Origin of the sequence: Corynebacterium sp., from assembly GCF_022712275.1 — a bacterium.
GTDB lineage: Bacteria > Actinomycetota > Actinomycetes > Mycobacteriales > Mycobacteriaceae > Corynebacterium.
The window spans coordinates 1-20,467 of record NZ_JALAGU010000039.1 but is presented as its reverse complement, the minus strand read 5'-3'; the positions used below and the strand labels follow the sequence as shown (position 1 = coordinate 20,467).

The window sequence follows — 20,467 nt, the reverse complement described above, 5'->3', positions numbered from 1 at the left end:
CGCCCCCGCCGCCTACGCGGAACCCGCCCAGGTCGCGGAACCGGTCACGGTGACCGCCGGCGTCCCCGTGACGACCGCCGCCACCGCCCCGGCCGCTGCCGCGACCCACGCCGACGACGAGAACCGGCTCAACCCGAAGTACACCTTCGACACCTTCGTCACCGGCCCGTCGAACCAGTTCCCCGCCGCGGCCTGCCGGGCCGTCGCCGAGAATCCGGGCAAGGCCTACAATCCGCTGTTCATCTACGGCCAGCCGGGACTTGGCAAGACACACCTGCTGCACGCTATCGGGCATTACGCCCGGGAGCTCAAACCGGAGATCCGGGTGCGCTACGTCTCCAGTGAAGAGATGACCAACGAGTTCATCAACGCGATTCAGGGTGGTCCGCTCGCACTGGACCAGTTCAAGCGGAACTACCGCAACCTCGACCTCCTTATTGTCGACGACATCCAGTTCCTGCAGGGCAAGGAGTCGACCCAGGAGGAGTTCTTCCACACCTTCAACGCCCTCTACCAGGCGAACCACCAGATCGTACTGTCCTCCGACCGCCCGCCCTCCCAGTTGACGACGCTGGAGGACCGGCTGCGTACCCGCTTCGAGGGCGGGCTCACCACCGACGTGAAGACGCCTGACCTGGAGACCAGGATGGCGATTCTCGCCAAGAAGTCCCTGCTCAACGGGGCAGAGGTACCGCGCGACGTCCTGGAGTTCATCGCCAGCCGCAACGAGTCCTCCATCCGTGAGCTCGAAGGCGCGCTGACCCGGGTGGTGGCCTACTGTTCCATGACCGGTGAGCCGATCACCATCGCCGCAGCCGAGGTCGTGGTGAAGGACATCCTTCCGCAGGACGTCACGATCACCCCGGAAATGGTCATAGAGGTCATCGCCGACCACTTCACGGTGTCGATCGACCAGCTCACCGGCCCGTCGAAGGTCCGCAAGATCGTGACCGCCCGACAGTTCGGCATGTTCCTCACCCGTGAGTACTGCGAGATGTCGACGACGAAGATCGGTGAGGTCTACGGCGGACGTGACCACACCACGGTGATGCACGCGGAGAAGAAGATGCGCACCGCCATCCAGGAGAACACCGCCATCTTCGAGCAGTTCCAGGAGCTGACGCAGAAGATCAAGTCCCGCGCGCGCCAGCGCTGACGGGGGACACAAGGAGACGCGACCGGTGGGGAACCGGTCGCCGGGGGACAACTCAGACCGGTATCCACATTCTCCACAGGGTTATCCACATCGATGTAATTACAAGAATGTGAGTAGGCTCCCGCCTGCACTGTTCAGGCGTCCGACCCCGGATCCGGACCCTGGCAGTCCACCGCCCGTGGATAACTCCACAGCGCCTGTGGACAAATTACAAGAATGTGTTTCCCCAGGAGACCGACTCCGACGATCGAACACCAGAATCTGCATTTCTGCAGGTCACAGTGGTGCACTAGATGTGGATAAATCACCGTCTCCCCGTGCATGGCCCGGTGGACACGCGGTGTACACCGGCACCAGCACCCGAGTTATCCACAGTTCCGTGGAGTTATCCACAGGGTCGGCCACCGGTGACTCCACACGACAGCAACCGCCCCGAACTGCCCGGATTCCCGGTTGTCCACAGCATCCACACCCCCTACTGCTACGACTGGCGATCTACATGAAGTCCTTCAAGAGAAAAAGGTGGTGGGGACAAGCCAGCTCCATCGTCCGGGTCCGACGGAGCCTCCGGCCCACAACGTAAGGCAGAGACAGAAGAAGACCGGACGGGCCTCGCGGGAGTCCACCACTGTGGACTACTCTGGGGGCACACAACGGGCCCGTGAACCCGTGCCGGGAGCGCCGGGGAACCCGGACGGCGCCGGTGTTCGAATGATGTTCGAATGAATGACCTGCAGAAAGGTACGAACGAGTGACCACCGATCAGCTGGGGGACCAGCAGTCCGTCAGCTTCACCGTGGCCAAGGACGACTTCTCCTCGGCACTCGCCTGGGTGGCCCGCAGCCTCCCGAGCAAGGCCTCGCAGCCGATCCTGCGTGGTGTGCTCATCGAGGCGACCGAGGACGGGCTCCAGCTCTCCGGTTTCGACCGGGAGGTCTCCACCAAGGTCCGCGTCTCCGCGGACGTCGCCGAACCCGGCCGGATCCTCGTGGCCGGTCGTCTGGCGTCCAACATCATCGGTGCCCTCCCGGACAAGCCGGTGCGTATCGACTACGACGGCACCAAGGTGCTCGTCAACTGCGGCAGCTCCCACTTCGAGCTGCCGGCGATGACCATCGACGATTACCCGGTCCTCCCGGAGTTCCCGTCGACCGCCGGTTCCCTCGACCCGGATCTCTTCGCCGAGGTCATCAGTCAGGTCGCCGTCGCCGCCGGTCGGGACGACACCCTGCCGATGCTGACCGGTATCCGGATGGAGATCGACGGCGAACATGTCGTTCTCGCCGCCACCGACCGCTTCCGGCTCGCGGTGCGCACCGTCGACTGGGCTCCCGCCCGTGCCGACATCTCCGCCGAACTGCTCATCCCGGCCCGCACCCTGGCCGACACGGCACGCTCGCTGGACTCCAACGGTGAGCCTGTTGAGATCGCCCTCGACACGGACGCCGCATCCGGTGGCAGCCGGCTGCTCGGCATCGCCACCGACGACCGTCGTTCCACGACCCGGCTCATCGACGCGGACTTCCCGAAGTTCCGCCCGCTGCTGCCGAAGCAGAACACCGCCCTGGCCACAGTGGAGATCGCCCCGCTGCTGGACGCGATCCGCCGTGTCTCCCTGGTCACCGAGGGTAATTCCCAGATCCGGATGGCCTTCGAGGAGGGCGGGCTGACTATCTCCGGCGGCGGCAGTGACATCGGTGTCGCCGAGGAGCAGCTGCCCTGCGCCTTCGTCGGCGAACCGCTGGTCATCGCCTTCAACCCGGGCTACCTCAAGGACGGTCTCGGTGTGATCCACACCGACCGTGTCGTCTTCGGCTTCACCCAGCCGTCCCGACCGGCGATCCTGTTCCCCGAGCCCGAGGACCTGCCTGAGGCAGGCCCGGACGGCGCCTTCCCGACCCCGGAGACCCCGTTCACCTACCTGCTGATGCCGGTCCGCCTCCCGGGCTAGATCCGTCACCTGCATGTACCTGCGTTCCCTGTATCTCGGTGACTTCCGGTCATGGGCGTCCCTCGACCTGGAACTCACCCCCGGTGTCACCGTATTCGCCGGTCCGAACGGCAACGGGAAGACGAACATCGTCGAGGCGGTGGGATACCTCGCCCATCTCGCCTCACACCGGGTCAGCGGGGACGCAGCCCTCGTCCGCGAGGGGTGCGACTCCGCCCGCGTCTCGGCCACCGCCGTCAACCACGGCCGCGAACTCACCGCACACCTGGTCATCAACGCCCGTGGCGCGAACAAGGCCGCGGTGAACCGCACCTCCCTACGCAACCAGCGTGGTCTCGCCGGCATCGTCCGGACCACCATGTTCGCCCCGGAGGATCTGGCCCTGGTCCGCGGTGAACCGGAGCAGCGCCGGCATTTCCTCGACCAGGTCGTCGCCGCCCGCTACCCGCGCCTGGCCGGCGCCCGCGCGGACTACGACAAGGTCCTCCGGCAGCGCAATGCACTGCTCAAGTCGGCGTCTTCGTCGTCAGCGTCTTCGGTGGCGGACACCCTCGACGTGTGGGATGCCCAGCTCGCACAGCTGGGCGGAGAGATCATGTCGGCCCGGGTGCAGGTCGTGCACGATCTCGCACCTCATGTCGAGGAGTCCTATGCCCGACTCGCACCGGGTTCCCGACCTGCGCTGATCAGCTACACCTCCACGGTGGACGCCGAGCTCGCCGACGCCGGCGTCGATCCCACCGGCGCCTACCTGCTCGATCCGGATGTCGCCGAGGCTGTGCTGCTCTCCCGCCTGGCACGGCGACGGGACGCTGAGGTCGACCGTGGAATCACACTCACCGGCCCGCACCGGGACGACCTTCAGCTGATCCTCGGCACCCAGCCGGCCAAGGGCTTCGCCAGCCACGGCGAGTCCTGGTCCTTCGCGCTGACGCTGCGCCTGGCGTCCCACCGGATGCAGCGTGCCGACGGCACCGAGCCGCTGGTGATCCTCGACGATGTCTTCGCCGAACTCGACCGCGCCCGTCGCCGCGCCCTCGTCGACCTGGCGGGGGAAGCCGAGCAGGTGCTCATCACGGCCGCTGTCGACGAGGACATCCCCGCTGACCTCCGCGATATCGCGCGGGTCCATGCGGTGCGCGCCCGCGTGACCGATGAAGGACGCCTCTCTGAGCTGGATCCCGGGCCGGAACAGACCGATGACTGAGCCACACGATCCCGTCGCCGCGCAGTGGGAGAAACTGCGGGGGTTGTCGGGGCCCGCGAAGAAGACCGGTGACGATCTCTCGGCGTCCCCGGTCCCGCCCCGTCAGCCGTTCAACCCGCGGCGTCGTGGGGCGAAGCCGAAGCGCATGAAGACCCGTTACGACGGGCGGATGGACCGTAGTTACAGGGACCCGGGCAAGTTCGGTGACCTGGTGCAACGCGAGATCCGACGCAACGGCTGGAACCGGAACTTCGCCGTCGGCACGATCCGCGGCAACTGGGCCGGCATCGTCGGCGAAGACGTCGCCCGGCACACGAAGGTCGTCATGTACAAGGAGAAGGAGCGCCAGCTCCACATCGAGTGCGACTCCACCGCCTGGGCCACGAACCTGCGGCTGATGCAGACGTTCATCCTGCAGACCATCGCGAAGAAGATCGGCGGCGACGTGGTCGCTGAACTGCGGATCTACGGGCCGCGTCCGCCCAACTGGCGTAAGGGCCGGTACCACGTCAAGGGCCGCGGTCCGCGGGACACCTACGGATAGCACCTGCTTACGCGAGGACGCCTGACCGGGTAGGATGGAGTGGTTAAAGCTCTACCTATCAAGGAGTGGAAAAGGCTGTGGCTGAGGCTGAGATGAACGCTGGACCGGAATCCCACCACGGGTCCGAGGATTACGGTGCAGACCAGATCACCATCCTGGAAGGCCTCGAGGCGGTCCGTAAGCGTCCGGGTATGTACATCGGCTCCACCAGTGAGCGCGGTCTCCACCACCTCATCTGGGAGGTCGTGGACAACTCCGTCGATGAGGCGATGGCAGGTTTCGCGGACCGTGTCGAGGTGACCCTCAAGGACGACGGTTCCGTCCAGGTTTCCGACAACGGCCGTGGTATCCCGGTGGAGATGCACCCGACGGGGCGTCCGACCGTCCAGGTCGTCATGACCGAGCTGCACGCCGGCGGCAAGTTCGACTCCCAGGCCTACGCGGTCTCCGGTGGTCTGCACGGTGTCGGTATCTCCGTGGTCAACGCCCTGTCGACCCGCGTCGAGACCGAGATCAGGCGCGACGGTTACCTCTGGCACCAGGTCTTCGACCACTCCATCCCCGAGGAACTGGAGCAGGTCAAGAAGGCCCGCGGATCCGGCACCACCCAGCGGTTCTGGGCCGACCCGGAGATCTTCGAGACCACGACCTACAACTTCGACACGGTCTCCCGCCGCCTCCAGGAGATGGCCTTCCTCAACAAGGGCCTGACCATCACGCTCACCGACGAGCGCAAGCAGGTCGTCGAGCAGGCCGAAGATCTCGAGGACGCCGCCGCCGACGAGGCTGCCGCCCCGAAGACCGCGGACGAAGAGGCCCTGGAGGAGAAGAAGGACGCACCGAAGGTGCGCACCAAGGTCTTCCACTACCCGGACGGTCTCAAGGACTACGTCGACCACCTCAACAAGTCGAAGACCCCGGTGCACCCCAGCGTCATCGACCTGGAGGTCAAGGGTGACGACCACGAGGTCGAGATCGCCCTTCAGTGGAACTCCGGTTACGCGCAGTCGGTCCACACCTTCGCCAACACCATCAACACGGTCGAGGGCGGTACCCACGAGGAGGGCTTCCGCGCTGCGCTGACCTCCCTGATGAACCGCTACGCCCGTGACCACAAGATGCTCAAGGACAAGGAGCCGAACCTCACCGGTGACGACTGCCGTGAGGGTCTCGCCGCGGTGATCTCCGTGCGTGTCGGTGACCCGCAGTTCGAGGGGCAGACGAAGACCAAGCTCGGTAATTCCGAGATCAAGGGCTTCGTCCAGAAAGCCACCAACGAGCATGTCTCCGACTGGTTCGACGCCAACCCCGCCGAGGCCCGGGCGATCGTCAACAAGGCCGTCTCCTCGGCCCAGGCCCGTGTCGCCGCCCGTAAGGCCCGTGACCTGGTGCGCCGCAAGTCCGCCACCGATCTCGGCGGCCTGCCCGGCAAGCTCGCCGACTGCCGTTCCAAGGATCCGGTGAAGTCCGAGATCTACATCGTGGAGGGCGACTCGGCCGGCGGTTCCGCCAAGTCCGGCCGCGACTCGATGTTCCAGGCGATCCTCCCGCTGCGCGGCAAGATCCTCAACGTGGAGAAGGCCCGCCTCGACAAGGTCCTGAAGAATGCCGAGGTCCAGGCGATCATCACCGCCCTGGGTACCGGTATCCACGATGAGTTCGACATCAACAAGCTCCGCTACCACAAGATCGTCCTCATGGCGGACGCCGACGTCGACGGCCAGCACATCGCGACTCTGCTGCTGACCCTGCTCTACCGTTTCATGCGTCCGCTGATCGAGGACGGCCACGTCTACCTCGCCATGCCGCCGCTGTACAAGCTGAAGTGGGCCAAGGGTGAGCCGGGCTTCGCCTTCTCCGACGCCGAGCGTGACAAGCAGCTCGCCGAAGGACTCGCCGCCGGCCGGAAGATCAACAAGGACGACGGCATCCAGCGTTACAAGGGCCTCGGCGAGATGAACGCCAAGGAGCTGTGGGAGACCACCATGGATCCGCAGGACCGCATCCTCAAGAAGGTCACCCTGGAGGACGCCGCGGACGCCGACGAGACCTTCGCCGTCCTCATGGGCGACGATGTCGTCGCCCGCCGCAGTTTCATCACCCGCAACGCCAAGGATGTCCGGTTCCTCGATGTCTGATATGACGACGGTCCCGGCCACCAGCATCCTGGTGGTCATGCCCGACGGCTCCGCCTCCCGCATCCCGGTGTTCCCGGGGGAGGGCTCTGGCGAGGGGAGTGATACCACCCGGCCGTTGATCATGATCTGGCCGGGGTTCGGTGTCGGTGCGCACTACTACCGCCCGGTCGCCGAGGCGCTCTCCCGACGCGGTTTCCCGGTCGGTATCGGTGAGCTGCGTGGCCAGGGCTCCAGCACCGCCGTGGCGTCCTTCACCGACCGGTGGGGGTACCACGACCTGGCGTCCGAGGACTATCCGCGCACCATCCGTGCGGTGAAGTCGCGCCTCGACCTCGCCGCCGACCACCCGGTCATCCTGCTCACCCACTCGATGGGCGGACAGATCGGTTCGCTGCTCCTGGCCCGCCCGGAGGCCCGTGAGCTGGGAATCATCGGACTGATGGGGGTCGGGACCGGTTCGCCGTTCGCCCGTGCCTTCCCGAATCCGGAACGACGACGCCTGCGCGTCGGTGGCCTGCTCATGGGCACTGTCGGCCGGATCCTGGGCTTCTGGCCGGGCGGGCCCCTCGATGTCTCCGGATACGGCCGCCAGTCCGGTGTCCAGCTGAGGGAGTGGGCGCGGTTCGGTCGCACGAACTCTCTCGACCGGCTGCGTGGCCGCGACCTGGAATACATGGAGGCGCTGCAGGCCGTGCGGGTGCCGGTCCTGCTGACCCGGTACAGCAACGACGACTACTGCACGGTGGACTCCTGCCGGGCGCTGGCGAACCTCATGCCGAAGGCGTACCCGCTGGTCGAGGAACTGCCCGGCACACTGGGGCACAACCGGTGGGCCCGCGAGCCGGAGGACATCTCCGACCGGCTCGAGGCCTACGTCGACCGGATCAGCTGAGCAGGTCAGCCCGACAGTTCAACCCAGGGGATCCGTCCACAGCCGGTGCAGGGCTGTGACCGCGGCCGCCCGGGACAGGATCCCGTCACCTGCCCGCTGGATGCTCAGTCCCCGCCGCGGGGCACTGCGCTGGAGTCCACCGGCGATGATCTTCACGGCGTCCGGATCGGCGGTGAACGCGTCACCGGCGAAGACCACCGTCGCCGGATCGACGACCTCCACCGCCAGGGTGATGATGCGTCCGAGGAGCTCGGCGCGCTCGTCGAGCAGTGCACGGGCCACCACATTGGAGGACGCCAGTGCCACCAGCTCCGGGATCGAGGACACCCCCAGTCCCTTGCGCCGGGCCGCGTCGAGCACTGCCGTGGTGCCCAGCGGATGTCCGGTTCCGCCCCGTGAACTGCGGAAGGACCCGGATTCGGCGATGGCGGTGAAGGCCGCGGGGGAGGTTCCGGTGAACGGCTGGTGGACGGCGTCCCCGACGATCCAGGCATGGGCGACCAGTTCGCGGGCGTAGACGTAGAGGGTGGAGCGTCCGCCGGGGGTGACCCGGTCGGTGGTTCCCAGCGGTGTGCTGGTCAGCTCAGCGCCGGCCATGGCACCGACACCCGTCGCCAGGGAGACCGGTAGGCCCGTGACGGAGCGTCCGAGAATGCCGGCGACATCGACATCGTCCCAGCCGTAGGCCTGCGAGGTGACATGGCCTGCGGCGTCCACCGGGGAGGAGAAGGCGACTCCGAGTCCTACCGGATCCGGAAGCCCACGGCCCAGTGTGGTGAGACCGTGGTTGACCGCTTCCAGCGCGTCCTCCGGAGCGAGATCGGCCAGCGGGAGCTTCAGGGTGCGGGAGCGCAGCGGACGACCGACACCGTCCACGGCCACCAGCTGGGTACTGCGCAGGCCGACGTGCGCACCGAGGGCGCTGAGGTGACGACCAGCGGGCAGGAGTGTGGTTCCGGGCCGCCCGACAGTGGTCGCCGAGGACTGGGTGGGGGATGCCTGCTCCACCAGGCCCACATCAATCAGTGCCGCGACATGCCTGGTCACGGTGGGCTGCGAGAATCCGAGATCCTCGTGCAGTCGCGTCCGGGTGATACCGGGGGCGGTGCGGATCTGGTGGAGGACGCGGGCAGGGCCGTTGACCGGCGTGGCGAAGTGCGCGGTGCCGGTGGCAGTGTCTGCGTCGGGGGCGTCTGCGACAGTGAGGGTCATGGGAGCTACCTTAGGTCACTGCGAATGAAAAGAACAGACTGCTCTGTCTGTTTCGATCACCGCGAATGGATCAGTGGGTTCGTCACAGACCGAGTGGTCTACTCGATGGCTATGACTCTTCCAACACCTTCCGATGTCACCCTGCACTGGTTCCTCCCCACCAACGGCGATTCCCGCGGGATCGTCGGTGGCGGACACGGAGCTGACGCCCAGCTCGGCACCCGATTCCCTGATCTGCGCTATCTCACCCAGCTGGCTCAGGCTGCGGAGTACAACGGCTTCGAATCCGTGCTCACGCCCACCGGCCGGTGGTGCCAGGATTCCTGGCTCGCAACCGCGGCCCTGCTCGGCGCGACTGAGCGTCTGAAGTTCCTCGTGGCCTACCGTCCCAGCCTCGTCCCTGCGACGCTCCTGGCCCAGCAGGCCCAGACCTACCAGGAACTCTCCGGGAACCGCCTGCTCCTCAATGTCGTCGTCGGTGGGGAGGACGCCGAACAACGTGCCTACGGTGACTACTCCACCAAGGAGGAGCGTTACGGCGCCGCAGATGAGTCGCTGGACCTGGTCCGGCGGCTGTGGACCGAATCTGAACCGGTGGACGTCCGGGGGGAGCACATCTCGGTGGACGGTGCCTCTCTGGCCCGGCGTCCTTCCGTGACGCCGCCGGTCTTCTTCGGCGGTTCCTCGCCGGCCGGCATCGAGACCGCCGCAAAACGCGCCGATGTCTACCTCACCTGGGGTGAACACCCTGATGACGTCGCAGAGAAGCTGGAGACCGTCGCAGCCCGTGCCGCAGCCTACGGAAGGACGCTCGACTACGGCATCCGTCTCCACGTCATTTCCCGGGACACCGAGGAGGAGGCCTGGGCGGTCGCACAGAAGATCTACGATTCCATCGACCCCGCCGATGTGGCCCGGGCTCAGGCGGGACTCAAGACCTCGCAGTCGGTCGGGCAACGTCGGATGTCTGAGATCCATGGTCGTGGTTCGGGATTCGTTCCCGGCGGAGATGCCCGGGCTCTCGAGTTCTCCCCGGGGCTCTGGTCCGGTATCGGACTGCTCCGTGGTGGAGCAGGCACCGCACTGGTCGGGTCCCACGATCAGGTGGCCGCGACCATCGACGCCTTCCGCCGGTCCGGCATCCGACACTTCATCCTCTCGGGCTATCCGCATATCGAGGAGAGCTTCCAGGTGGGGGAGGGCACCGTTCCCGCTCTCCGGCGGCTTGGCGTCACAGTGACGAATCATGGGGCACCCGTGGGTAACCAGGAATCTGCGCGGAATCTGGCATGAGTACGACCATCCGCGCCGACAGTCAGGTGACGAAGAGTACCGACTCATCTGTAAAGACACCGGCATCAGCGAAGACCGGGGGAGTGGGGAAGGGGCGCGGCGTCCGGGTGCTTCGGCATGTGGGTGTTCTTGCGGGACTGATTGCCGCCTGGTGGGCGGTCGCGCGCTGGGCAGGACTCGATCCTGTCGTACTTCCCGGTCCGGGTGAGGTGGCTGACAGACTCGTCTCCACCAATCTCTGTGAATCGGCGTCTGCCGCCAGCAACCGTCAGGAGTGTGGCGTCCAGGGCTACTTCCTCTGGCAGCATCTGCTCGCGACTCTTGAGCGGATCGCGGTCGGCCTCGGTGCCGGCACGGTTGTCGGCATTCTTGTCGGCTGGGGACTGGGCAGTAGTGCGGCTGTCCGTTCGGTCGTCGAGCCGTATCTCTCCTTCCTCCGTGCGCTTCCTCCGCTGGGCTACATCGGGCTGCTGATCGTGTGGTTCGGAATCGGTGACCAGTCGAAGGTGGCCCTGTTGTTCCTAGCGTCCTTCCCGACCGTGGCTGTAGCGACACTGTCCGGTGTCACCGGAGTACGCCGCGACTGGGTTCTGGCGACGCAGTCCCTCGGCGCGAACCGGCGACAGGTCTTCCGGACTGTACTTCTTCCCGGCGCTCTGCCGGACATCATCAACGGCATTCGACTGGCGTCCGGGTTGTGCTGGTCCGCCATCGTCGCGGCCGAGATGAACGACGGAATCCCCGGCATCGGCGGGCTCGCCTACATCTCCGGAACCCAGTTGGATACCGCCCTGGCGATCGCCTGCATCATCGTGATCGGTGTCGCCGCTCTGCTTCTCGATCAGCTGCTGCTGTGGGTGGAGCGGACCTACGCCCCCTGGAGGACGAAGCAGTGACTCATCCGCGCACCCGGTTTCACGTGAAACCGCGACGACTTCTTCCGCTCGCCGGTGTCCTCGCCGTCACCGGACTGGGGACCTCGGCCTGTGTCGGACCACCGGCCAATGAATGGGTCAACAGCTCTGATGACATCGAATGTCCGGTGGCCCCCTCGGAGGCTGACGGCCGCATCCGTATCGGCTATCTCGGGGGCCCTGCGACGGACCTCTACATTGAGGACCAGCAACTCGCCGAAGCCTGTCTGCCGAACGCCGAAGTCTCCTGGACGCGCTTCCCGACCGGACAGGACATCGTCCAGGGCTTCGCAGCGGGCTCCGTGGACATTGCTGCACTGGGGTCGACTCCAACCACGAAGGCACTCAGTGCCCCGCTGAATCTGGATGTCTCGGTCGTCTCGGCGAACTCGGTGATCGGTGAGACAGAGGCTCTGGTCGCCAAAGACGCGGACTCCATCAAGGACCTCAGGGGATCACGCATTGCGGTGCCGTTCTCCTCGACCTCCCACTACAGCCTTCTCAATGCTCTCATCGACGCCGGGCTGGACCCGTCGCGCGATGTGGAGATCGTCAACGTCTCCCCGGACAAGCTTCCCGCCGCATGGAAGTCCGATCAGATCGACGCCGCCTACGTCTGGGACCCGACACTCGAACAACTCAAGGAGGGCACCGGCGGCTCTACTCCGGGGCACGTACTCACCGACTCGGCCGAGCAGGCAGAGGCCGGCCATTCGACCTACAACGTCACCCTCGCCTCCAATCTGTGGATCGATCAGCACAGCGAGATCCTCAGTACCTTCCTGTCCCTCGAAGCCTGGGTGGTCGACCATGCCGACGAGGACCCGGAAGAATTCGGGAAGGTGAATGCCGGCGCCTCCGGTATGGATGAGGATTCGGCGTCGCGACAGATTGAGGGGCAGACGTTCATCCACGGTTCCGAGGAGACCCGCTATCTCGCCGAGCTCGCTGAGGCGATTCAGTCGACGGCAGAGTTCCTTGTGGATCAGGGAGAGATTCCGTCGGCCAAGACCGCACAGGATTACCAGGCGGCCACCCGCCCCGAGCTCTGGAAGGACTACCAGTGATCACGATCGAGAATGTCAGTCAGGTCTACGAGACCACATCCGCCGGACGGGTCGAGGCGCTGAGGGGAGTGGAGCTGGAGGTTCCGGACGCGGAGATCATCTGCCTCGTGGGTCCGTCAGGGTGCGGGAAGTCGACACTACTGCGGATCCTGGCCGGGTTCCTCGAGGCGTCCGATGGGGCGATCCGGGTCGACGGACGACGGGTTCGTGGTGCCGATCCCGAGAGGGGAGTGGTCTTCCAGCAACCGACCCTGCTGCCGTGGTACTCGGTGCGTGACAATGTCCGCCTCTCCCACCGGTACTCGGGGAGTGAGGCGCAGAAGGCGGACGCAGATGAGCTCATTGAGTTGGTGGGTCTCGCCGATGCCGCCGACCGCTTGCCCCATGAACTCTCGGGAGGCATGCAGCAGCGCACCCAGATCGCCCGGGTACTTGCGGCAGGACCCCGGTATGTCTTCATGGACGAGCCCTTCGGCGCGCTCGATCCTTTCACCCGGGAGCAGCTCCAGGCGGAACTGTTGCGGGTGTGGGCACGGTCCCGTCCGACGATCGTCTTTGTCACTCACAGTGTGGAGGAGGCTCTGCTGCTCGGTCACCGGGTCGTGGTCATGGCGGCCGGCCCTGGGCGCGTGATTGAGGAAGTGCGCGTCCCGGATCATCTCCGGATCCCTCTCGGGGATGGCGATGTTTCACGTGAAACACTGCAGTCCCGACTCCGCGATCTCACCGCAGAGCCTGGGTTCGTGGCCCTGCGTCACGAGGTGACGGCGGCGATCAACGCGGCACATGCGGTGGTCTAGAACGGCACCTCCCCATGGCGTGCATCGGAGAGTGCCTGAGTCAGTTCATCGAGACTCTCCAACCTGAGGCGGTTGTGTTCGCGCAGAGTCGCCCGGCGCCGGTCCGACCGTATCCGGAGGGTGGACCTCGCGTACGTCGCCAGTGGGCCACTCGGTTCCGTCATATAGATGTGGCCGTCGTCGATGCTGGTCCACATCTCGGCGCCGTCGCCGGACAGGGTGACGTCGAACCATCCCATTGTCTTCATGACGTGGTGCTTCCGGCACAGGCAGTGGAGGTTCTCCGTTGACGTCGGACCGCCGGCATTGTCCGGGAGGAAGCGCATCACATGGTCCAGATCGCAGATGAGTGCCGGAACATCGCATCCGGGGAAGCGGCAGGTTCCGTCCCGGCCGCGGACGAAAGCAGCGATCGCCTCCGTCGGGGTGTAGCGCTCTGTCGCACCATGACCGATGACGCGCAGTGCACTGACCCGCTCCATGAAATCCTCGGTGGCAAGTGCGTCCAACCAGGTGCCGTTCTCGGTGGCGGCGATGGGGGAGTCCGGATCACGGAAGAGGTTGAGGGTCACAGAGACGTCGGCCGTTCCCCGTGCGAGGTGCATCAGTCCGTCGGCACGGGAACACGAGAGCTTCCGGCAGACGGCGTCGAGAATGGTCGTGAACTCCTCGGCTTCCACATCCGTGAGGACCGCGGTGAGTGTGGTGACGGAGGAGTCGGGGAAGCTCTGCGAATACACCCGGCGTTCTTCGGTAGGGCGTTTATCGAGGGGTCGGGTGGACGCCTGCTCACCCTCGTCCAGGGGCCGGGCCAGCGGATCGCAGTCGGCGATGATCTTCTGGACCTCGTTGTGCAGTGCCCGGACGCCGGGCAGTGCCTCACCGCTACGACGCGGGACAAGTGCACGGAGGAGACTCTCCTGGACGGCAGGGAGACGCTCGTCATCCACCCCTTCCAGCGCGCGCGTCAGCATTGTCAGGTGTTCGAGGCTGAACGCACCGTGGGCGAGCCGCGAGGCCACCGCGTGGAAGCGGGTGAGCATGAACCCGATGTCGCAGTAGGTGGAGACTCTGTGACGGGGAATGCCCGTACGCGCAGTGAGTGTGGACAGGTGCCGTTCGAGATCCGTGTCCGGGGCGGGGAGACAGGCACGCGCCATCGCGAGGTGGTTGAGATTGAGCTCCCGGGTGGACGCGGCGAGCGCATCCCCAGCCAGTTCGACAGCCCACAGCGGTGCGTCACGTCCCGGCCTGTATCCGGCGAAGACGTTGACGGAGAACGCAGCGAACTCGAACTGAGGCGGTGGTGGATCAGGGGCAGTCGGTGGTGGTGCCTGTGGTGTGGTCATGGTGTCAGGGTAGGAGGCGGGCGGACGCCGGAACGTCACTCCGGCACTTAATAGAACATATGTACACATGGACGAGGAGTGGGTCGCGGGGGAGCTGTCGGGAAGGTGTCGGGTAACTACCTATACAGACCGCTTGGTCTACTTAATTTTCACGGTGTGACCTGGAAAGACAGAGAAAGTAGACAGATCGGTACTTGCATTCGTCCAGACCGAGTGGTCTACTTGTCGTCATGACCACAGCACTGAAGGCGGCCGAAGCCGCCACCAACACAGGAAATGTCGCCGACCAGGCCCGACTTCCGCTGGCCGTCCTGGCCGCGGAGGTCAACGGTCGGATGATGTGTGTGGTCATCGACTCCTTCTTCGACGAGAGCCTGGCCCCCGGACTCGTCTCCGTCCGCGTCCCCGCTGACGATCCCGCCTGGCAGGAGATCCGTACCGCCCCGACTCTCGGGATCTCGGTCCTCAATCCCCTCCAGACCCTCGCCGCGGGCCGCTTCACCCGGGAGCATCTCCCGGCGTCCCTCCACGCGGACCGCAGCGGGGCAGGAGTCGTCGACGGCGCCTCGGTTCACCTCACCACCCGGCTCTACCAGGAGTTCGATGCCGGAGGCCACACTGTCGCCCTGCTCCACGTGAGCCAGCGGACCACCGGTGAGATCACGGACGCCGAGCGTCCGTACCTCTACCTTGCGGCCTGACTCTGCCGCCTAACTCTTCAGCGCGGCAGCCTCAGCGGCCTCGATCTCCTCGGTGAACTCGCGCTTGGAGGCCTGCCATTCGTCCTCCACCATGCCGAGCCGCCAGTAGCCGGAGATCGATACATCGGCCTTGGGGATACCGTTGTCCACGAAAAGGTGACGACGCATATCGCGGATCATCTCGGCCACACCGTGGACGAACCACGATGCACGCCCCTCACCGGCGAGACCGGAGTCCACGACCGCGCGGACCAGTTCCGTGCCGTGTACCGCACCGTTGCGCAGGACGCGGTGCAGGGTAACCTCCGCGGCGGACTCCGGTGCCTCCAGCTCGTGGTCGGCGTCCTCCTCCTCAACGAAGACCTCGGCGGTCGCACCTGCGGGGAGCGCCTCGACGGCCGCGAAGATCGCCGGTGCCGCGGCCTCGTCACCGACGAGCACGAAGCGGTCGTGGTCGGGGGAGGGACGCCAGGCGCCACCCGGACCGGCGAAACCGATGACCGCACCAGGTTCGACCGTGGCGGCCCAGGGGCCGGCGAGACCGGTGTCGCCGTGGACGACGAAGTCGATGTCGAGGGTGTTCGCCGCGGCGTCCCATGAACGCAGCGTGTAGGTACGCATCACGGGCCACTCCTCGCGCGGGTAGACGTCGCGCAGCGTGGCGGGGTCGAGATCGGCGTCATTCCAGGACCAGGACGCACCGGCGGGCGGGAAGAGCAGCTTCACGTAATGGTCGGTGAAGACCAGGTCCATGTCGGCGACAGGCTTCGACGGAGCCACCGTGACGCGGACCATGCCGCCGGGGATCGTGCGTACGTCCGTCACCTTCGCGAGGCTGGGCACCGGGGGTCGACGGCGTGCGGGGCGTCCTGATTCCTGTGTTCTGTCACTCATGCAGCCCAGCCTAACCGTGAAACCGGGAAGAAGAGGTGCGAGCCGCCGGAAATACGTCCCCTGACATGCTAGAATGGTCAGGTCATATCCAGGCAGCCAGAAGGGATCGCACTACGTGAGCGACGACACCAACGGCGGCGGCGAGACGCTGTTCGACCGCATCACCCCCATCGACCTCACCGAGGAGATGCGGAACAGCTACATCGACTACGCCATGAGCGTGATCGTGGGTCGGGCCCTCCCCGAGGTCCGCGACGGCATGAAGCCGGTCCACCGGCGCGTCATCTACGCGATGTACGACAACGGCTTCCGCCACGACCGTGGCTACGTGAAGTCGGCCCGCCCGGTCGCCGAGACCATGGGCCACTACCACCCGCACGGCGACACGGCCATCTACGACACCCTGTGCCGTATGGCGCAGCCGTGGTCGATGCGTTACCCGCTCGTCGACGGACAGGGGAACTTCGGTTCCCGCGGCAATGACGGCCCCGCCGCCATGCGTTACACCGAGTGCCGGTTGACGCCGCTGGCGCTTGAGATGGTCCGGGACATCCGCGAGAACACCGTCGACTTCTCCCCGAACTACGACGGCAAGTCCCAGGAGCCGGACGTTCTCCCGTCCCGCGTCCCGAACCTGCTGATGAACGGTTCCAGCGGTATCGCCGTCGGTATGGCGACGAACATCCCGCCACACAACCTCACCGAGCTCGCCGAGGCCATCTTCTGGCTCCTGGAGAACCCGGAGGCGGACGAACAGACCGCGCTCGAGGCCTGCATGCAGCGGGTCAAGGGCCCGGACTTCCCGACCGCCGGCCTCATCGTCGGCGACCAGGGCATCAAGGACGCCTACACCACCGGTCGTGGTTCGATCCGCATGCGCGGCAGGTCCACGATCGAGGAGGAGGGCAGCCGCCAGATCATCGTCATCACCGAGCTGCCCTACATGGTCAACCCGGACAACCTGGTCAGCTCCATCGCCGAGCAGGTGCGCGACGGCAAGATCGCCGGCATCTCCAAGATCGACGACGAGTCCTCCGACCGCGTCGGCATGCGCATCGTCGTCACGCTCAAGCGGGACGCCGTGCCGCGCGTCGTGCTGAACAACCTCTACAAGCACTCGCAGCTGCAGACCAGCTTCGGCGCGAACATGCTCTCCATCGTCGATTCGGTGCCGCGCACCCTGCGTCTCGACCAGATGCTGCGCCTCTACGTGAAGCACCAGATCGAGGTCATCGTGCGACGGACCCAGTTCCGTCTCGACGAGGCCGAGAAGCGCGCCCACATCCTGCGTGGTCTGGTCAAGGCGCTCGACGCCCTCGACGAGGTCATCGCCCTGATCCGTCGGTCCGCGACCGTCGACATCGCCCGTGAGGGCCTTAAAGACCTCCTCGATATCGACGACGTCCAGGCGGACGCCATCCTTGCGATGCAGCTGCGTCGCCTTGCCGCCCTGGAGCGCCAGAAGATCATCGACGAACTCGCCGAGATCGAGGAGACCATCGCTGACCTCAAGGCGATCCTGGCGTCCCCTGAGCGTCAGCGTGAGATCGTCCGCGACGAGCTCGCCGAGATCGTCGAGAAGTTCGGCGACGAGCGTCGTACCGAGATCGTCGGCGCCACCGGTGACGTGTCCGAGGAGGACCTCATCGCCCGGGAGAATGTGGTCGTCACGATCACCTCCACCGGTTACGCCAAGCGCACGAAGGTGGACAACTACCGGTCGCAGCGTCGTGGCGGCAAGGGTGTCCGGGGTGCCGAGCTGAAGCAGGACGATATCGTGCGTCACTTCTTCGTGTGCTCCACGCACGACATCATCATGTTCCTCACCAACTACGGCCGTGTGTACCGGCTCAAGGCGTACGAGCTGCCCGAGGCGTCCCGTACGGCCCGTGGCCAGCACGTCGCCAACCTGTTGGAGTTCCAGCCCGGCGAGCAGATCGCGGAGATCATCCAGATCCAGTCCTTCGAGGACGCCCCGTACCTGGTCCTGGCGACCCAGCAGGGACGCGTGAAGAAGTCGCGCCTCACCGACTACGACACCGCCCGGTCCGGCGGCCTCATCGCCATCAACCTCAACGAGGGCGACAAGCTCATCGGTGCGCAGCTGTGCACCGGGGACGATGACCTGCTCCTCGTCTCCGAGGAGGGTCAGGCACTGCGGTTCACCGCCGACGACGACACGCTGCGTCCGATGGGCCGCGCGACCGCCGGTGTGAAGGGCATGCGTTTCCGCGGCGAGGACCAGCTGCTGGCTCTCACCGTCGTCCACGACGACTCCTGCCTGCTTGTCGCCACCTCGGGTGGATACGGCAAGCGCACCCCGATGGAGGAGTACCCGGTCAAGGGTCGCGGCACCATGGGTGTGGTCACGTTCAAGTACGACGCCAAGCGCGGCAAGCTCATCGGTGCAGTCACCGTCACCGAGGACGACGAGATCTTCGCCGTCACCAGTGCCGGCGGGATCATCCGCACCGAGGTCGGGCAGATCCGCAAGACCTCCCGTGCGACCATGGGTGTGCGCCTGGTCGACCTGGCCAAGGGCGTCGAACTGCTCGCCATCGACCGCAATGTCGAGGACGAGGGCGAAGAATCCGCCCAGCAGGTCGCCGAGCACGAGGACCAGTAGGGCCCGATGGGAGAGGACGCCGTGAGTGACGGGACCGTGCGCGAGGACGGGCCGACCCTGGTCCGGACCACGCTCGCCTCGATCGACCCCCGCAGTGCCGCGAAGCTCGGTGCGGCCGTGGGGGTGTGCCTTTTCGTTGCGTGGATGATCGCGGCGGTGCTCGTCTACATCATCCTCGGTGCTGCCGGGGTCTGGGACCGGGTGAACAGCCTTGCCGGAGACCTGCTCGGTGCTGACGGTGTCAGTGCGGGCATGTACTTCGGTATCGCCGCGCTCGTGGGCGTCGTGGAGGTCGTTGTCGCCGCGCTGTTCATTCCGCTGGGCGCGATGCTCTACAACGCCGTGGCGGGCTATGTGGGGGGCCTGCGGGTGACTCTCGGTGCCGGTGCTGTCCTGGAGGCTGCCGAGGCTGCCGAGGCTTCCGCTTCCGAGAGCGTTGCGGAGGCTGAGGTCGCTGCTGGGGACGCTGCTGGGAACGCTGAGGTTGACACCGGAACGGAGGCTGCAGCAGACACTGAAATGGCTGTTGAGGCGGACACGGTGACCGCCGAGGTGGCCGTGGAAGCGCCCGCTGCCGGTGGTGCGGCGGCGGCTGGCTGGGGCAGTGGCACACACCGCGTGGAATGACACGCTGAAATTCTGTGAAAATACATTGTGACCTGCTGGTTTGTGTGTTTCGGGAGAGTGTCGGTATAGTTTCCATTCGTTCGAGGGCCTATAGCTCAGGTGGTTAGAGCGCGTCACTGATAATGACGAGGTCGCAGGTTCAAATCCTGCTAGGCCCACCAACGGACTTTTGGGGCTGTAGCTCAATTGGTAGAGCATCTGCTTTGCAAGCAGAAGGTCAGGGGTTCGATTCCCCTCAGCTCCACAAGTAATGACCCAGGTCAGACCCTCATTCCGAGCAGTCGGAGTGAGGGTCTTTTTTGGTTTGGTCCGCTCTCAGTCCGCCAGAGATCCGCGCATCCATCTTCACCGCTACCGATTCCGGATCATCATCGAACAGTCCCGTGTACACCCGCAGCGTGAACGCAGCACTGGAGTGTCCCGGCATCCGCTGAACCGCCGGCGGTGTCGCGCCGGAAGAGATAGCCAATAACGCCGCTGTATGCCGAAGATCATGCAGGGTGAGGTCGGGGAACTCCGGATCACTGTGACGAATCGTCTTCACGGCAGGGCGGAACGAGCGACGCTGGCCCTACGTTCGTTGAGTGGGCACGCGAAGTAGCGGGACCCGACCCGCACGAGAGGAGGTCACCATGGCCGGGAAGATCCCCGGCAAACGACTCCGGAGACGCACCATCGCCGAGGTCGCCCGGGAGCTGGGTGTCGGTTCCCAGTCGTTGGGCAAGTGGGTCGCCGCCGTATGAGCCACCGGGGCCGGCGGACCGACCGGGGAACTGACCCTGGATGAACGCGCCGAGCTCAAGGCCCTGTGCTTTCAGGTCGCCGAGTTGCACAAGGACAACAGGTTCCTGGGAAGAGCAGCAGCCTTGTCGGCGAGCTTTTGCCAACGTCCGACGAGCGCTACGAACCGGGCACCAGGGTCGGGAAGGTCTTCGCCGGGTCCGATGACGTCTACGGGGTTTTCCGGGGCCGTGCGCAGCTCGCCCGGGAGGGCACTGAGGTCACCGTGAAGACCGTGGCGACATTGATGCTGCGCCAGGGCCTGGGGGCATCAGCGGAAGGAAAAGTCCACCCCGGTGACCACGATTCCCGGTGT

General features: G+C 65.8%; 17 protein-coding genes, 2 tRNA genes and 1 pseudogene. 16 read left to right on the top strand and 4 right to left on the bottom strand.

Annotated features, from left to right (window positions below; translation table 11 throughout):
• The 6 genes from dnaA to Q0A27_RS09330 form a co-directional block, all read left to right on the top strand.
• The coding region (gene dnaA, locus Q0A27_RS09355; RefSeq protein ID WP_291474856.1) for a chromosomal replication initiator protein DnaA at positions 1–1,156 on the top strand (1,156 nt) is incomplete at its 5' end.
• Between the two features lie 751 nt (positions 1,157–1,907).
• Positions 1,908–3,107, top strand: coding sequence for a DNA polymerase III subunit beta (dnaN, locus tag Q0A27_RS09350; RefSeq protein ID WP_291474854.1), 1,200 nt, complete (start codon positions 1,908–1,910; stop codon positions 3,105–3,107).
• 13 nt (positions 3,108–3,120) lie between these two features.
• Positions 3,121–4,314: a DNA replication/repair protein RecF gene (recF, locus tag Q0A27_RS09345; protein ID WP_291474852.1), complete on the top strand. Its 1,194-nt coding sequence runs from the start codon at positions 3,121–3,123 to the stop codon at positions 4,312–4,314.
• On the top strand, positions 4,307–4,858 hold the full coding sequence (locus Q0A27_RS09340; RefSeq protein ID WP_291474850.1) for a DciA family protein: 552 nt from the start codon (positions 4,307–4,309) through the stop codon (positions 4,856–4,858). The genes recF and Q0A27_RS09340 overlap by 8 nt, the downstream gene beginning before the upstream one ends.
• A 92-nt stretch (positions 4,859–4,950) precedes the next feature.
• On the top strand, positions 4,951–6,996 hold the full coding sequence (gene gyrB / locus Q0A27_RS09335; protein ID WP_291474859.1) for a DNA topoisomerase (ATP-hydrolyzing) subunit B: 2,046 nt from the start codon (positions 4,951–4,953) through the stop codon (positions 6,994–6,996).
• A gap of 1 nt (position 6,997) precedes the next feature.
• Entirely contained in the window at positions 6,998–7,888 is an 891-nt protein-coding gene (locus Q0A27_RS09330; protein ID WP_291474858.1) for an alpha/beta fold hydrolase, read from the top strand.
• An 18-nt stretch (positions 7,889–7,906) separates the two neighbouring features.
• Here Q0A27_RS09330 and Q0A27_RS09325 read toward each other — a convergent pair whose 3' ends face one another.
• Positions 7,907–9,100, bottom strand: a complete 1,194-nt coding sequence (locus Q0A27_RS09325; RefSeq protein ID WP_291474848.1) for an ROK family transcriptional regulator — start codon at positions 9,098–9,100, stop codon at positions 7,907–7,909.
• Positions 9,101–9,211: 111 nt separating this feature from the next.
• On the opposite strand from Q0A27_RS09325, the gene Q0A27_RS09320 reads away from it, so the two are divergent.
• From Q0A27_RS09320 to Q0A27_RS09305, 4 genes are all read left to right on the top strand, one after another.
• Positions 9,212–10,393: an LLM class flavin-dependent oxidoreductase gene (locus Q0A27_RS09320; RefSeq protein WP_291474846.1), complete on the top strand. Its 1,182-nt coding sequence runs from the start codon at positions 9,212–9,214 to the stop codon at positions 10,391–10,393.
• A gap of 209 nt (positions 10,394–10,602) precedes the next feature.
• Complete coding sequence (locus tag Q0A27_RS09315) at positions 10,603–11,289, top strand: ABC transporter permease (protein ID WP_291474844.1); 687 nt, start codon at positions 10,603–10,605, stop codon at positions 11,287–11,289.
• A 23-nt stretch (positions 11,290–11,312) separates the two neighbouring features.
• Entirely contained in the window at positions 11,313–12,374 is a 1,062-nt protein-coding gene (locus Q0A27_RS09310) for an ABC transporter substrate-binding protein (protein ID WP_291474842.1), read from the top strand.
• A complete protein-coding gene (locus tag Q0A27_RS09305) occupies positions 12,371–13,174 on the top strand; it encodes an ABC transporter ATP-binding protein (protein WP_291474840.1) in 804 nt (267 codons plus the stop codon). Before Q0A27_RS09310 ends, Q0A27_RS09305 begins: the two co-directional genes overlap by 4 nt.
• On the opposite strand, the gene Q0A27_RS09300 is transcribed toward Q0A27_RS09305, so the two are convergent.
• Positions 13,171–14,523: an HNH endonuclease signature motif containing protein gene (locus tag Q0A27_RS09300; RefSeq protein WP_291474838.1), complete on the bottom strand. Its 1,353-nt coding sequence runs from the start codon at positions 14,521–14,523 to the stop codon at positions 13,171–13,173. The two genes, Q0A27_RS09305 and Q0A27_RS09300, sit on opposite strands and share 4 nt — an antisense overlap.
• 230 nt (positions 14,524–14,753) lie before the next feature.
• Between Q0A27_RS09300 and Q0A27_RS09295 the strand changes: the two genes are divergently transcribed.
• Complete coding sequence (locus tag Q0A27_RS09295) at positions 14,754–15,224, top strand: flavin reductase family protein (RefSeq protein WP_291474836.1); 471 nt, start codon at positions 14,754–14,756, stop codon at positions 15,222–15,224.
• 9 nt (positions 15,225–15,233) lie between these two features.
• Here the strand turns inward: Q0A27_RS09295 and Q0A27_RS09290 are convergent, their stop codons facing one another.
• Complete coding sequence (locus Q0A27_RS09290) at positions 15,234–16,118, bottom strand: siderophore-interacting protein (RefSeq protein ID WP_291474834.1); 885 nt, start codon at positions 16,116–16,118, stop codon at positions 15,234–15,236.
• A gap of 115 nt (positions 16,119–16,233) precedes the next feature.
• On the opposite strand from Q0A27_RS09290, the gene gyrA reads away from it, so the two are divergent.
• From gyrA to Q0A27_RS09270, 4 genes are all read left to right on the top strand, one after another.
• Positions 16,234–18,744, top strand: coding sequence for a DNA gyrase subunit A (gyrA, locus tag Q0A27_RS09285; RefSeq protein WP_291474831.1), 2,511 nt, complete (start codon positions 16,234–16,236; stop codon positions 18,742–18,744).
• Positions 18,745–18,765: 21 nt separating this feature from the next.
• Positions 18,766–19,371 (top strand): DUF3566 domain-containing protein, encoded by a 606-nt coding sequence (locus Q0A27_RS09280; protein WP_291474829.1) that lies wholly within the window; start codon positions 18,766–18,768, stop codon positions 19,369–19,371.
• An 84-nt stretch (positions 19,372–19,455) separates the two neighbouring features.
• Positions 19,456–19,532 (top strand) — tRNA-Ile (locus tag Q0A27_RS09275).
• Positions 19,533–19,542: 10 nt separating this feature from the next.
• Positions 19,543–19,615 (top strand) — tRNA-Ala (locus Q0A27_RS09270).
• A gap of 24 nt (positions 19,616–19,639) precedes the next feature.
• Here Q0A27_RS09270 and Q0A27_RS09265 read toward each other — a convergent pair.
• Positions 19,640–19,918, bottom strand: a pseudogene (locus Q0A27_RS09265) (tyrosine-type recombinase/integrase); the annotation flags it as partial.
• Positions 19,919–20,251: 333 nt separating this feature from the next.
• Between Q0A27_RS09265 and Q0A27_RS09260 the strand changes: the two are divergent.
• Positions 20,252–20,467, top strand: a 216-nt coding sequence (locus tag Q0A27_RS09260) for an IS3 family transposase (protein ID WP_367273318.1), incomplete at its 3' end; no start/stop codon positions are given.